7 protein-coding genes are annotated in these 14,752 nt (G+C 68.2%); 2 read left to right on the plus strand and 5 right to left on the minus strand.

Annotation, left to right across the window (positions count from 1 at the left end; genetic code table 11):
* Positions 1-115: 115 nt before the first annotated feature.
* The gene (locus tag LDO13_RS11160) at positions 116-1,375 is read left to right on the plus strand and encodes an MFS transporter (RefSeq protein WP_224046819.1); all 1,260 of its coding nucleotides are present in this window, start codon (positions 116-118) and stop codon (positions 1,373-1,375) included.
* On the opposite strand, the gene ftsY is transcribed toward LDO13_RS11160, so the two are convergent.
* Together ftsY and smc are read right to left on the minus strand one after the other, a co-directional pair.
* Positions 1,376-2,599: a signal recognition particle-docking protein FtsY gene (ftsY, locus tag LDO13_RS11165; protein WP_224046820.1), complete on the minus strand. Its 1,224-nt coding sequence runs from the start codon at positions 2,597-2,599 to the stop codon at positions 1,376-1,378.
* A 62-nt stretch (positions 2,600-2,661) separates the two neighbouring features.
* The gene (smc, locus tag LDO13_RS11170) at positions 2,662-6,255 is read right to left on the minus strand and encodes a chromosome segregation protein SMC (RefSeq protein ID WP_224046821.1); all 3,594 of its coding nucleotides are present in this window, start codon (positions 6,253-6,255) and stop codon (positions 2,662-2,664) included.
* A 360-nt stretch (positions 6,256-6,615) separates the two neighbouring features.
* Here smc and LDO13_RS11175 point away from each other — a divergent pair, with 360 nt between their 5' ends.
* On the plus strand, positions 6,616-11,364 hold the full coding sequence (locus LDO13_RS11175) for a DUF4082 domain-containing protein (protein ID WP_224046822.1): 4,749 nt from the start codon (positions 6,616-6,618) through the stop codon (positions 11,362-11,364).
* A gap of 241 nt (positions 11,365-11,605) precedes the next feature.
* Here LDO13_RS11175 and LDO13_RS11180 read toward each other — a convergent pair whose 3' ends face one another.
* Genes LDO13_RS11180 through LDO13_RS11190 form a run of 3 tightly spaced genes read right to left on the minus strand, consistent with a single transcriptional unit; the run spans position 11,606 to position 14,638 of the window.
* A complete protein-coding gene (locus tag LDO13_RS11180; RefSeq protein ID WP_224046823.1) occupies positions 11,606-12,592 on the minus strand; it encodes a hypothetical protein in 987 nt (328 codons plus the stop codon).
* 38 nt (positions 12,593-12,630) lie between these two features.
* A complete protein-coding gene (locus tag LDO13_RS11185; RefSeq protein WP_224046824.1) occupies positions 12,631-13,938 on the minus strand; it encodes an MFS transporter in 1,308 nt (435 codons plus the stop codon).
* Positions 13,939-13,942: 4 nt separating this feature from the next.
* Positions 13,943-14,638, minus strand: coding sequence for a hypothetical protein (locus tag LDO13_RS11190; protein ID WP_224046825.1), 696 nt, complete (start codon positions 14,636-14,638; stop codon positions 13,943-13,945).
* Positions 14,639-14,752: the final 114 nt, after the last annotated feature.

Consider the following 14,752-nt stretch of genomic DNA (forward strand, 5'->3'; position numbering starts at 1 on the left):
AAGAACCTCCCGGAAGTAAATGGTGCAAATCCTTCTTGTTACGGTTATGTTTCATCCGTTCCAAAACCCCCACTCCCGCACTCCCGCACGCCAGCACCGCCAGGAAGCCACCACCATGAGTAAGACCCCCCGTCCCGCGGGTTCCCCGCCGCAGGCCCCTCCCCGGAACACCAGGAAGCCGGTGCTGCCCCGCGACATCAAGGTGATGTTGGTCGCGGCGTTCCTCATCGCCCTCGGTTTCGGCCTCGTGGCCCCCGTGCTCCCCCAGTTCGCCACCACTTTCGGCGTGGGCAACACGGAGGCGGCCATCATCGTGAGCATCTTCGCGTTCATGCGGCTCGTCTTTGCTCCCGCCGGCGGCGCGCTGATCGTGAAGCTCGGGGAACGGCCCGTGTACGTGGCCGGCCTGCTGATTGTCGCGGCGTCGACGGCGGCGTGTGCCTTCGCCCAGGACTACTGGCAGCTGCTGGTCTTCCGGGGCCTGGGCGGCGTGGGCTCGGTGATGTTCACCGTGGCGTCGATGGCCCTGGTCGTCCGGCTGGCGCCTCCCGAAAGCCGGGGCCGGGTCTCGGGGGCCTACGCCTCCGCCTTCCTGATCGGCAATGTCTGCGGGCCGATCGTGGGCGGGCTGCTCGCGAGCTTCGGCCTGCGGGTGCCGTTCCTGGCCTATGCTGCCGCCCTGGTGCTGGCGGCCCTGGTGGTGCAGACCCAGCTCAGCCATGTGCCGGCGGCCTCCCGCCCGGACGGCGGGACTGCGCCGGCGATGGAGCTCCGCGATGCACTCCGGGACAGCGCCTACCGGGCGGGCCTGTTCTCCAGCTTCGCCAACGGCTGGGCAACGTTCGGGGTGCGGATGGCCACGGTGCCGCTCTTCGCCGTCGTGGCTTTGGGCGCCGGGACGGAGTCGGCAGGCTGGGCCCTGGCGGTGTTCGCCGCGGCCAACGCGGTGGCGCTGACGTTTTCCGGCAGGCTCGCGGACAGCCTGGGCCGGAAACCCCTGATGATTTCCGGCCTGCTGGTCACCGGTACCGCAACGGCAGCAATCGGCTTCACACACGAACTGTTGTGGTTCCTGCTGGCCACCGCCGTGGCCGGCGTCGGCTCAGGCCTCCTGGGCCCCGCCCAGCAGGCCGCCATGGCCGACGTGATCGGCAACGAACGCTCCGGGGGCCGGGTGCTCGCCATCTTCCAGATGACGGCCGACAGCGGCGCGATTATCGGCCCGGTGCTGGCAGGGCTCCTCGCGGACCGGCTGGGCTATGGCTGGGCGTTCGGCGTCACCGGCGGTGTGCTCATCGCGGCCGCCGCCGGCTGGCTGATGGCGCGCGAAACCTTCCAGCGCACGGCGCGGCCCGAAGGGCACCGCGCCGCCTGATCAGTTCAGGATGGCGTCGACAAAGTTCTCGGCATCGAACGGAGCGAGGTCATCCGCGCCCTCGCCGAGGCCGATCAGCTTGACCGGGACGCCGAGCGACTTCTGGATGGCCACTACAATGCCGCCCTTGGCCGTGCCGTCCAGCTTGGTCAGGACGATGCCGGTGATGTTCACGACTTCGGCGAAAACCCGGGCCTGGTTCAGGCCGTTCTGGCCGGTGGTCGCGTCCAGAACCAGGAGCACCTCGTCCACTTCGGCGAGCTTCTCGATGACGCGCTTGACCTTGCCGAGCTCGTCCATCAGGCCGGTCTTGTTCTGCAGACGGCCGGCCGTGTCGATCATCACGACGTCGACTTCCTGGTCGATGCCCGCCTTGACCGCTTCATAGGCGACCGACGCCGGGTCCGCACCGTCGACGTCGGACTTCACGGTGGGGACGCCTACACGCTGGCCCCAGGTGGCGAGCTGCTCGGCGGCGGCGGCGCGGAAGGTGTCCGCGGCACCCAACAGGACGTCCTTGTCCTCGGCTACCAAAACGCGGGCGAGCTTGCCCACGGTGGTGGTCTTGCCGACGCCGTTGACGCCCACCACCAGCACGACGGCGGGCTTGTCGGCATGGCGTTCCACGCGGAGGCTGCGATCCATCGTCGGGTCCACGAGCTTGACGAGTTCCTCGCGCAGCAGGGCCTTGACCTGCTCCGGGGACCGGGTCCCCAGCACCTTGACGCGTTCGCGGAGCGCGTCCACGAGCTGCAGGGTCGGTTCGGTTCCCAGATCTGCGAGCAGGAGGGTTTCCTCCACCTCGTCCCAGACGTTCTCGTCGATCTTGTCCGCCGAGAGCAGTGCCAGCAGGCCCTTGCCCAGGATGTTGTTGGACTTGACGAGGCGTTCGCGGAGGCGGATCAGGCGCCCTGCGACCGGCAGCGGCGTCTCCACCGGAACGGTTTCCAGGCCGGCGACGTCGTCCGGGACTTCGACTGTTTCCAGGCCCTCGACGTCGGCCGTGACGTTAGCGTCGTCCGGTGACACGCGTTCACGCACCGGCGCGGGGCGGTCCTCAAGGAGGGTGCCGCCGCCCGCACCCGGCACTACAGGATCGTTCGCGTCACGCTTTCCCGGGTAGTTGGTGATGTTCTTCCGGGTCTTCATCAGGACCGGAATAAGCGCACCGAGGACCACCAGGGCGGCGAGAATGGGCAGAAGAATGGGGAGGATGTCGTTCACTCCCCTAGCTTCTCACAAAGCGGAAAGCCGTTGCGGAGCCCGGAAACGCACGCGGGCGGGCCTCAGACCTGGGCACCGAGGCGCTGGCTGATGACGGTCGAGACGCCGTCGCCGCGCATCGTGACTCCGTAGAGGGCGTCGGCAACTTCCATGGTGCGTTTCTGGTGCGTGATGATGATGAGCTGGCTGGATTCGCGCAGCTCCTCGAAGATCGTGATGAGCCGGCCCAGGTTGGTGTCGTCCAGGGCGGCCTCCACCTCGTCCATCACGTAGAACGGTGAGGGCCTGGCTTTGAAGATCGCGACCAGGAGAGCCACCGCGGTCAGCGAACGCTCGCCGCCCGAGAGCAGCGAGAGACGCTTGATTTTCTTGCCCGCCGGGCGTGCCTCGACCTCGATGCCGGTGGTGAGCATGTCCGAGGGGTCCGTGAGGACCAGCCGGCCCTCGCCGCCGGGGAACAGCCGCGCAAAGATCCGGACGAACTGCGCCGAGGTGTCCTCAAAGGCCTCGGCAAAGACCTTCTGGACCCGATCATCGACTTCCTTGATGATGTCCAGCAGGTCCTTGCGGCTGGATTTGAGGTCTTCGAGCTGGGTGCTGAGGAACTGGTGGCGTTCCTCGAGGGCAGCGAATTCCTCCAGCGCCAGGGGGTTGACCCGGCCCAGGGCCGACAGGTCCCGTTCGGCCCGCTTCAGGCGCTTCTCCTGCTCCTCCCGGACGAAGGGCTTGCCGGCCACGATCCCGCGGCCGTCCTCGTCGACCGGGGCGCGAAGGGCCGCCCATTTGTCCGCCGATTCCCCGGCGGGCACGGGAACGGGCTGGTCCGGGCCGAAATTCTCCACGAGCTGGTCGGGCGTCAGTCCCAGCTCCTCGATACTTCTGAGCTCAAGGGCCTCGATCCTCAGGCGCTGCTGGGTGCGGGCCAGTTCGTCGCGGTGCACGGAGTCTGTCAGTTCGGCCAGTTCGCGGGCCAGCGCATCGTTGCTGCTGCGCACGCCGGCCAGCTCCGTGTCCATCTGCTCCTTGCGTTCCTCGGCGCTGTCCCGTTCCTGCCGGGCGAGTTCCACCGAAACATCGACGAAACCGATCACGCGGTCGACGGCGGCAGAGACGGCTGCGGCGCGTTTGGCCTGGAGCCTGCGGCGGTGTGCCCGTTCGGCCGCCTCCTCGCGGGCGCGCCGCTCGGTGGCGGCGGCGCGTTCGAGCGACGACGCCCGGTTGCGGGTGGCCGTGAGCTGTTCCTCGGCGCTCCGCAGCGCGAGCCTGGCCTCCATTTCGGCGCTCCGGGACAGCGAAGCGGCCAGCGCGAGGGCATCACGGTGTTCCGGGGACGGTTCTTCCTCGGCCGGCGCTTCCTGCGCGGCCGCGAGCCGGGCCGCCACGGCCGCGAGCGCTTCCTGTTCGCTGGCGATGTTGGCCTCGGCCTTGGCGAGGGAGGCGGCGAGCCGCTCGCTTTCGCCGACTGCGCTGCGCAGCACCGAGTTCAGGTGCCCCAGGCGTTCGGCGACGGCCGCCAGCCTGGCGTCCGAATCGTGGAGCCGTTCCAGGGCGGCATCGGCGCGGTCCTGCGCCGCGGCCCGCCGGGCCTCTAGCGCGGCGAGGGCGAAGCGCTGGCGTTCCAGTTCGGCGGTGACTGCGGCCAGCCGTGCGGACGCGTCGTCGACGGCGGCCTGCACCTCTATGAGCGAGGGCGCCTTGGCGGAGCCGCCGCTGACCGTCAGCGCCGTGAAGACGTCCCCGGACCTGGTCACGGCGGTCAGCTCCGGGCGCGCCGCAACCAGTTCCGCCGCGTCATCCAGCCCCCCGACGACGGCGATGCCCGCCAGCAGGCCGGTCAGCGGCAGCCCGGAGGCTGCATCGTCCGGTCCGGATGCCGTGACCAGCCCGGCGGCCCACCGTGCTTCCCCCGGAAGCCCTGCACCCGGGTCCGGTGCGGGTGCGGTTGCCCCCGCCAGCAGCAGCGCGGCACGGCCCGCGTCGTCGTCCTTCAACCGTTGCACCGCGGTGGCGGCCGCCCCGCCGTCCTCCACCACGACGGCGTCGGAGGCGACGCCCAGGGCCGCCGCGATGGCAGCCTCGAAGCCGGGTTCCACCGTGATCATTGACGCCAGGGATCCGAGCACGCCGGGGATCCCCGCGCCAAGGACGTGTTCCGAGCCGTCCTTGCGGTTCAGGCCGAGCTGGAGGGCGTCGCGGCGGGCAACAAGGGCGCCGCGTTCCCGTTCACCGTCACGTTCGGCCGCCTTGAGCGCGTCGATCTCGGCAATGATGGCGTCGAGCGCCGCGCTGGCGTCCTCGTAGTCAGCGTCGAGGGTTTCCTCGCCGTCTTCCACTCCGGCAACCTGGGATTCCAAGGCCGTGAACTCGCTGTGGGCCTGCCTGCGGCGCTCCTCCCCTGCCTTCAGTGATTCACGGAGCCGGCCGAGTTCCGCCTGGGCCGACTCCACCCGGGAGCGTGCGGCGCCGACCTGCCCGGCGAGTTTTGCCAGGCCTTCGCGGCGGTCCGCTGCCGCGCGAAGCAGGGCCGCGAGCCGTTTGTCCTCAGCGGCGGCGGCGTTTTCGGCCTCCTGTTTGGCGGCCGTGGCGGCCCCCAGGGTGCTGCGGCGCTCTTCGATCTGGTGCTCCAGCCCGGCCTGTTCCGCCCGGACGCCGGCGGCCTGCCGGTCGAGCCTGTCCGGATCGCGGCCGGAATCAGGGACGTTGTCAGACGTCCCGAGCAGCCGGCGCCGCTCCTCCGCGAGCGAGCCGAGGGAGCGCAGCCGTTCCCGCCCGGCGGAAAGCTGGTACCAGTTGTCGCGGGCGGCGCTCAGTTTGGGGGTGGCGTCGGCGGCGAGCCGTTCGAGGCTGGCCTGCCGCCGCCTGCCGAGTTCCAGTTCCTGCCCGACGACGCCGCGGCGGGCTTTAAGCGCGCTCTCGTCCGCGACATCCTGGGCCAGAGCCGACTGGAGCTGGACCAGGTCGTCGGCGAGGAGGCGGGAGCGCGCGTCGCGGACGTCGAACTGGACGGTCTGGGCGCGCCGCGCCACTTCCGCCTGTTTGCCCAAAGGCGTGAGCTGCCGCCGGATTTCGCCGGTGAGGTCGCTGAGCCGCGCCAGGTTGGCCTGCATGGCTTCGAGTTTGCGGACGGTTTTTTCCTTGCGGCGGCGGTGCTTGAGGATGCCGGCGGCTTCTTCGATGAAACCGCGCCGGTCCTCAGGGGTGGCGTGGAGCACCTTGTCCAACTGCCCCTGCCCCACGATCACGTGCATTTCCCGGCCCAGGCCGGAATCGGAGAGGAGTTCCTGGATGTCCAGGAGCCGGCAGCCGGCACCGTTGATCGCGTATTCCGAGCCGCCGGTGCGGAACAGCGTGCGGGAAATCGTGACTTCGCTGTAGTCGATCGGCAGGGCGCCGTCGCTGTTGTCAATGGTGAGTGAGACGTGGGCGCGGCCCAGCGGCGGGCGGCCGGACGTGCCCGCGAAGATGACGTCCTCCATCTTGCCGCCGCGAAGGGTCTTGGCGCCCTGCTCGCCCATCACCCAGGCCAGGGCGTCCACCACATTGGACTTGCCGGAACCGTTGGGGCCCACCACGGCGGTGACACCTGGTTCGAATTCGAAGGTCGTCGCCGAAGCGAAGGACTTGAATCCCCGGACGGTCAGGCTTTTGAGGTGCAAGGTGTTTCGGTTCTCCTGGCTGGCGGAAACGGCTGTTCCAGCCCTAAATCTACCGCCATCACGCCAAATTCAGCGGATTTAGGCTTTTCCCAAGGAAATCCTTTGCGGCGTTTCCGAACGCAACCATAGGCTGGCGCCAAGAGTTGCTGGACACGACTCGGGCCGGCGGGCTCACGCCGGACCGACGCGGCAGAACGCGGGTGGTTCCGTGTTTTGCCGGGGGCGCATGGGGGGCGCGTGCCGGCAACCCGGTGTAGGGACAATTGAAAACTTGGTTGGCTGCCCCGGGGGGTGCGGCACAGGGCGGTACATCACGTTCCGGCCCCGACACCGCCGCAGCGTACTCACTCAGGAGTTCACATGTCCGTTTCTGCCACCGGCCGCACACTGAAATCGCTCCGGCGGGTCGTTCTCCCGCTGGCTGTAGCCCTGATGGCAGCGCTCTTGCCCGTTGCCGCCGTGCCCGCGTTGCTGCCGGCCGCCAGCGCGGCCGATCCCTGCTCCCCGCTCCTGAACGCCGTGGCGTGTGAGAATTCGAAGCCCGGCGCCCCGCCCGAGGAATGGGACATCTCCGGCGCCGGGGACCCCGACATCCAGGGGTTCTCGACCGAAATCAGTGTCAACGCGGGCCAGCCCATCAACTTCAAGGTGGACACCACGGCGGCCAGTTACACGATTGGGATCTATCGGACCGGCTGGTACCAGGGGCTCGGCGCCCGAAAGATTGCCGATGTCACGCCGTCGGCGTTCCGGCAGGTCCAGCCGCAGTGCCTCTCGGATGTCACCACGGAACTCTACGACTGCGGGACTTGGGCGGTGTCCGCCACTTGGCAGGTCCCTGCGGCGGCGGTCTCCGGGGTCTACGTTGCGCTGCTGACCCGGCCCGATACCGGTGGCCAGAGCCACATCACTTTCGTGGTCCGCGCGGACGGCAGCCGGTCCAACGTCGTCTTCCAGACCTCCGATACGTCTTGGCAGGCTTACAACAGCTACGGCGGCTCGAACTTCTACGAAGGCGCCGGGAACGGCAGGGCCTACAAGATCAGCTACAACCGCCCGGTCAACACCCGCGGGGCCGTGAACGGCCGCGATTTCTACTTCAGCAACGAGTACCCCCTCGTCCGTTTCCTGGAGAAAAACGGGTACGACGTCAGCTACCTCAGCGGTGTGGACACGGACAGGAACGGCGGCCAGCTCCTCAACCACAAAGTGTTCCTCTCCGTGGGCCACGACGAATACTGGTCCGGTGCGCAGCGCGCCAATGTGGAGGCCGCCCGCGATGCCGGCGTGAACCTGCAGTTCCTCTCCGGCAACGAAATGTACTGGCGGACCCGGATGGACCCTTCCCCTGTGGACGGCGCGGCCGGCCGCACCATCACGTCGTACAAGGAGACGTGGGCCAACGCCAAGATTGACCCCAGTTCGGGGTGGACCGGGACGTGGCGCGATCCGCGGTATGCCGCCCCGGCCAACGGCGGCGGCCTGCCCGAGAACGCATTGACCGGGACCATGTACGTGTCCAATTTCACGGATCTGCCGATCACGGTCAGCGCCGCCGAAGGAAAATCGCGGCTGTGGCGCAACACCTCCCTGGCCGCACTCGCCGCCGGCAGCTCCGCGGCGTTGGCGCCACACACGGTGGGCTACGAATCCAATGAAGACCTGGACAACGGGTTCCGGCCCGCCGGGCTGATCCGGCTGTCTACGACCACCGGAGCGACCCCGCAGTATCTGCAGGATTTCGGCAACAAAGTAGAGCCGGGAAACACCACGCACAACATGACCATGTACCGCGCCCCCAGCGGGGCGCTGGTATTTTCGGCGGGCACCGTGCAATGGACGTGGGGCCTGGACCAGGAGCACGACGGCGAAGGCGGGCCCGCTGATCCGCGGATGCAGCAGGCGCAGATCAACCTCCTGGCCGACATGGGAGCCCAGCCCGCCACCCGCGACACAGCACTGTCACCGGCGTCGGCCAGCACCGACACAGCCGGCCCGACCGTGACGATCTCCGTCCCCGCCGAGGGGACCACCATCCCGCACGGAACCGCCGTGACTGTGTCCGGGACGGCCGGGGACACCGGCGGCATCGTGGCCGGTGTCGAAGTCTCCACCGACGGCGGAACCACTTGGCACCCGGCCCAGGGAAGGCAGAGCTGGACCTACACCTATATCCAGAAGGGCCTTGCCACCGCCAGCCTCAAGGTGCGCGCCATGGATGACAGCGCCAACATCGGTGCCCCCTCCACCCGCAACCTCCAGCTCACCGGACCGTACTCGGTCTTTGGCCAGCAGGTACCCGAGGTGCCCGATGCCCAGGACGGCGGCGCCTACGAGCTTGGTATGAACATCTCGCCCAGCGCGGACGGCTTCATCACCGGGGTGCGCTTCTACAAGAGCACCGCCAACACCGGCACCCACACCGGTTCGCTGTGGAGTGCCACCGGCCAGCGGCTCGCAACCGCCACATTCACCTCGGAAACCGCGTCCGGCTGGCAGAAAGTACGGTTCAGCCAGCCGGTGGCTGTGACCGCCGGGCAGAAGTACGTCGCCTCTTACACCGCTCCGAACGGACGCTACGCCAGCAAGGAATACCAGTGGGCCAGCTTTGGCCTGGCCGACCCGCCCTTGACTGTGGCAGGCGGATTCGGGAGTCCCCCGGCCGGCGTGTACGCCGGACCTGGTTCGTTTCCGTCCAACAGTTACAACAACGGCAACTATTTCGTGGATGCCTTGTTTGACACGGTTGACACCTCCGACCTGACGGCGTCCGGTCACTGGCCGCTGGACGGCTCCTCCAGCGTCCCTCAGGCCACAACAGTCGGGGCGGTGTTCTCGAAGGCAGTTGCCGAGCCGAGTGTGCAGCTGACGGTCAAGGCAAACGGCGCGACCGTCGCTGGGACCACCGGCTACGACTCCGCCTTGCGAAAGGTGACCTTCACCCCTGCAGCCGGCCTGGAACGTGGCACGACGTACACAGCGACGCTCAGCGCCACGGCGGCCAGCGGAGGCACGTTGACCAGCGGCGCAACATGGTCCTTCACGACGGTGGTCGCTCCGCCGGTGCCAGGCACTTGCCCCTGCAGCTTCTACGATGACGCTGTTGTCCCTGGGATCCAGGAGGTCCGGGACGGTGTGCCGCTGACTCTCGGAGTCCGTTTCGCAAGCGCTGCCGCAGGGACTGTCACCGGCGTCCGCTTCTACAAGTCAGCGGGCAACACCGGCACGCACACCGGCACCCTGTTCACTGTGTCCGGCCAGCAGCTCGCCACTGTGACGTTTGCCAACGAGACGACATCGGGCTGGCAGACGGCCAACTTCAACCAGCCGGTCGCCATGGCGGCGGACACCGAATACATCGTGGCCTACAAGAGCACCACCGGATCGTACTCCGCAACGTTGAACGGGTTCGGGTCCGGACTGAGGGTCGGGAACCTGAGAGCGGCGTCGGACTCCGGGGCGTTCTCGTACACGGCAGATTTCCCCAGTGCCCGTTCCGGCGCCAGCTACCTGGTGGACGTGGTGGTCCAGTACCCGGATCCGCCATTCGTGGCCGGCGCGCAGGCACCACTTCCCGGGTCCTCGAGTGTTGCCCTCGATGCCGCGGTCTCCGCCACCTTGTCCAAGCCTGCGTCGGGTGTGACGCTGGTCCTGACCGGTCCGGACTCCGCCGAGGTGCCAGGCACGGCGGCTTATGACGCGCCGACGAGCAGGGTCACCTTCACGCCGTCGTCCCCGCTGGCGGCGGCCACCACCTACACGGCCACACTGGCCGCCACCTCCGCGACGGGGCAGCAGCTCGGCGGCGGCACGTGGACCTTCACCACAGTTCCGGTTCCGCGGGCCGACGGCGTGTGCCCGTGTTCGCTGTACCAGGACTCCGTGACGCCCGGCGGCCCGGAATTCAATGACGGGGTGCCCCTGACGCTCGGGGTGCGTTTCGCCAGCAGCTCCCCCGGCAAGGTCACCGGCATCCGCTACTACAAGTCGGCGGGCAACACCGGAACCCATACCGGCGCGCTGTACACCGTCGGCGGCCAGCAGCTGGCTTCCGTCACGTTCACCGGTGAATCCTCCGCCGGGTGGCAGACCGGCACGTTCAGCCAGCCCGTGGACATTGCGGCGGACACTGAATACGTGGCCGCCTACCGCACGCCCACGGGAGTGTATTCGGCAGTAGGGGGCGGCTTTGGCTCAGGCATCACCCGCGGGCCGCTGCGCGCGGCGTATGACTCCGGGGCGTTCACCTACAACGGCGATTTCCCGTCAGCTTCCTCGACCGCGAGTTATCTGGTGGATGTGGACTTCACCGCGACAGTGCCGCCGCTCAGTGTCACAGCCCAGGTGCCGGCGGCAGATTCCCTCGGCTTCCCGGTGGCATCGAAACCGGCAGTGACGCTGTCGGCGCCGATCCAGGCCGGGTTCACGTTCGCACTGTCCGCCAATGGTGCCGCCGTCGCGGGCACATCCGCCCTCTCGACGGACGCCCGGACCATCACCTTCTCGCCGGCAGAGCCACTGCCGACGGCCACCGTGATGTCCGCGAGCGTCGGTAATGTCGTCTCCGCCCAAGGCGCCGCGCTGGCGCCGCTCAGCTGGCAGTTCACGACATTCAACCCCAGCGGACCCGGACAGTCACTGTTCGGGCCCCTGCTGCCGGCGGTGCCCGCCGCGTCCGGGGACAATTCGTCCATTGAGCTCGGCACCGCCTTCGCGGCGTCGACTGCTGGCAATGCCACCGGTGTGAGGTTCTACAAGGGCACGGGCAACACCGGAACGCATGTCGGCTCGCTGTGGAATGCCGCCGGGGAGCGGCTGGCCGAAGTGACCTTCACGGACGAGTCAGCCACCGGCTGGCAAACAGCCTCGTTCCCGTCTCCCGTCGCGCTCGAACCGGGACAGGGCTACGTGGTGTCGTACCTGGCGCCCAACGGCAACTATGCCTACACTCCGGCGTTCTTCGCGGAGCCCTGGATCAATGGCGTCCTGTCGGCGCCGGGCCCGAACAACGGCCGGTACCAGTACGGTTCCGGGGGTTCCATGCCGGCGAACTCCTGGAACGCCACCAACTACTTCGTCGACATCGTCTTCACACCCGCAGCCCCCTGATCCATCGATTGCTCCGTAACCGCCCCATAGGGGCGTGAAAACGGCGGTTACGGAGCAATCGACGGGTGTTGGGGGCAGGACCGCGGGCCCTGAGCGGCGGCAGTCCCTGCGGGAATGCCCGCCCACTTGGCGGTGTTCCCTGTCCCACTCCATCGATTGCTCCACAACCGCCCTTTTGAGGCTTGATAACGGCAGTTATGGAGCAATCGACGGGTGTCGGGGGCAGTGCGGAGGAGTCCGGTCAGCGGACCACTGACGGGGACCAGGCGTGCTCGATAAAGATGGAGGAGCGGGAAGCAGGGTCCGTGTTGATCTGCCAGATGTCGCTGTCACCCGCGGCGCCTTCGCGGGCGAGCCCGTACAGCAGGGTCTGGTCGTCCAGCCATTCGATCTGGTCGTCCACGCTGCGTGGTTCGGACAGCACGGTTTCACTGCCGGTGGCCAGGTCCAGGACCGCGGCACGCCAATGCGGGGTCAGCGTTCCCCCGGTGTTCTTCTTGTACGCAATCCGGGTGCCGTCGGGCGAAAGCGACGGACACTCCACGCCGTCGTGGATTGCCGTGAGCGTGCGCGCCGAAATGCTTCCCTTGACCAGCCAGATGCGGCCCGATGATGCCGCCGTCGCGAAGAACGTGTCGCTTTCGCCCGGCGCGAAGGTCACGCCCCAGATGTTGCGGTCTGCCGCGGTGATCCGGGCGCCGTTGACCATCAGCGCGAAGTCCTCCAGGTTCCCGCTTCCGCCGCCGCCCCGCAGCGCGGTGATGGACGTCTCGGTCGAGAAGCCCGCAGTACCGTAGGAGTGTCCCGAGACAAACACCGTCGTGGATACCAAAGCGCTGCCCGGACTCATCCGTGCGCGGCTGGGAATTCCCGGCAGGGCCCAGCTGCCGGTCTGCTGCCATTGCGCGTTCAGCAGGACGGCTTCGAAGCTGGTCACCAGACCGCGGTTAGTCTTTAGGCAGACGATGTTTTGCACTGTGCCGTACACCCTGTCGCAGGCCACCGACGCCAATGCCCGCTCGCCGGCAGGATTAGAAAGCGGGACGGTGCCGATCATTCCGTAGCCCTGGCCGGGCGCGGTGTTGCGGAACAGTACCGAAGCCCTGGTCAGGACAGCGGTGTCGGATGCCACCCGCGCCGTCGATGCAGCCGCCTTGCTCTCCTGGAAGCGCCCGAACGCAGTCGCGGCATAGGCTCCGGCGGCAGCGATGACCAGAGCCGTGATCAACAGCAGAATCCCCCAGCGCGCCCTGCCCCCGGCGGGCGTCAAGCTGCCGGCCTCTGCAGCAGGCCGCCGCGCAGGATGAACCAGGACGCCACGACTCCGGCCCCAAGGCAAGTACCTGCCACCACCATCGCAACGGCGGGACCCAGCGCGAACCACAGGACACCGAAGCCCACGGAGGCGGTCATGCGGCTGAGTGCAACCACTGTCTGGGCGGCGCCAAGGCCGGTGGCAAGCTTGTCCGGCGGAGACAGTTGGCTCGCCAGCGCCGACAGCACCCCGTCCGTGGCGGCGTAGAAAGCCCCGAGCAGAACCAGGCAGGCCACCGTCGGCCCGAATCCCCCGAGCGGCGCCGCGGCCAGCAGGTAACAGGCCAGCAGCGCGACGTGCCCGATGATAAAGACCCGCGCCTTGCCCCAGCGGTCCGCGAGGCGTCCCAGCGGAATGGCGAGGACCAGGAACACCACGTTCGTGCCCACGTACAGTAGCGGAAACCATTGGACGGCGAAGGAGTCCCGGTCCTGGAGCACCAGGTAGATGAAGCCGTCCCCCACCGTCAGCAGGCCAAGAATCCCGGCGGCGACCAAGAGCCGGCCAAGGCCCGGCTCACGCAGCAGGCGCCAGCGGAATCCCCACGCCGGCCTGGTATTGCCGTCCTGCCCTCCGCTGTCCGGTCCCGCCCTGCCAGTCCGCCGGGTTCTAAGGTTCGGCACCAGGAGCGTCAGCACTGCGACGCCGATGGCAGCGAAGGCCAAGGACACGACAAACACGGTGCCGTATCCGTTCGGGATCAGCATCAGGATGAGGAAGGCCAGCAGCGGACCGCCCGCCGCCCCTATGTTGTCCAGCATCCGGTGCACCCCGAAATGCCGCGCCAGATATTCAGGCTGGGCTGACACGGCGATCAAAGCGTCGCGCGGGGCGGTGCGGATGCCTTTGCCAATCCGGTCGGCGGTCACGACGGCGGTGAGGGCCCAGAACCCGCCAGCGAAAAGAAGGCCGATCCGGGCCACCATTGAGAGGCCGTAGCCGGCGACGGCCACGCCTTTGGGGCGCCCGATGCGGTCGGAAGCATAGCCCGCAGCCATCCGGACAATGGCACTCGCGCCCTGGTTGATGCCGTCAAGAAATCCGAAGGCAATGGTGGACAGGCCGAGGAACCCGGTGATGTACAGGGGCAGGATGGCGGACACGGATTCGGAGGAGACATCCGTGAGCATGCTCACCACGCCCAGCCAGATGATCACCGGGGAGAGGCGGAAGGGCCTTTTCACGGGTTCGACGGCGTCCGGCTCCAACGCCTGCAGGTCCTTCTTGCCGCCGTTGCGGTCCGACATGGAGATATACATTGCGCTATCCCCCTGCCGCCGCGTGCAGGTTTCCCAGGAGCATGAACCGTGTGCCGCCCGTGCCGGTGGTGGAGGCCGTGAGGGTCACCGAGTCAGCGCCCCGGCCGAACCGCAGGGCCCGTTCTCCGGCCGCGGCGGGCACGGGTTCGGACCAGAATCCCAGGCCGCCCAGGACCTGCTGAAAGTGCCCTGCCACCGAGTCCTGGCTCAGGCTGGCGATCCCGTCGGCGGCCACCTGCAGGGATTCCTCTGCCGGGGAGACCGACGTCGAGCCGACCACCGTTCCCTCCGGGAAGCGGAGTGCGTCGGCGGGAAACCCGTCCACGATCTTGCCTTGGGCTGATGCCGCGGCCGGCAGCGGCATGCTGATGAGGGACGCGGGCGGAGAGGGCGCGGGCAGACCCGTCGGGGCCGCACTCACGGGCGGAAGGACTTCACGGCCCGCGGGTGCAGCGGACGAGCCATCGGTTGAACCGCCCGTCGGACTGGGCGCACTGTCGGCGGCACCTGTGGGGGCGGCCGTTGCGTCAGTCGTGCCCGGGTCTGCGGTGGACACGGCGGCCGGCGGGCTGCTGCCGGCAGGTGCCACAGCCTGCGACGTCGAAGGCTCTCCGGCCGTCATCTGGTCCAGTACGACGGCGGTGCCTCCCAGGATCGCCGCTACGCCGACACCCGCGATGACAAGCCGCTTGGCTTTCACCGGCTGTTCCCTGCCCGGACGAAAGAATCAATTAAGACCATGGTTGTCATTCCCCTAGCACCCATCGCCACAGTCTTTCAGCGGGATGAGGGGAGCGTAAGAGTAGGACTACTT

The organism is Arthrobacter sp. NicSoilB4, from assembly GCF_019977335.1.
Classification (GTDB): domain Bacteria; phylum Actinomycetota; class Actinomycetes; order Actinomycetales; family Micrococcaceae; genus Arthrobacter.

Bases quoted from the DNA above. Each gene is read 5' to 3' on its own strand.
- LDO13_RS11160 (WP_224046819.1), top strand. From the start codon at position 116: ATGAGTAAGACCCCCCGTCCCGCGGGTTCCCCGCCGCAGGCCCCTCCC.
- LDO13_RS11175 (WP_224046822.1), top strand. From the start codon at position 6,616: ATGTCCGTTTCTGCCACCGGCCGCACACTGAAATCGCTCCGGCGGGTC.
- LDO13_RS11185 (WP_224046824.1), bottom strand. From the start codon at position 13,938: ATGTATATCTCCATGTCGGACCGCAACGGCGGCAAGAAGGACCTGCAG.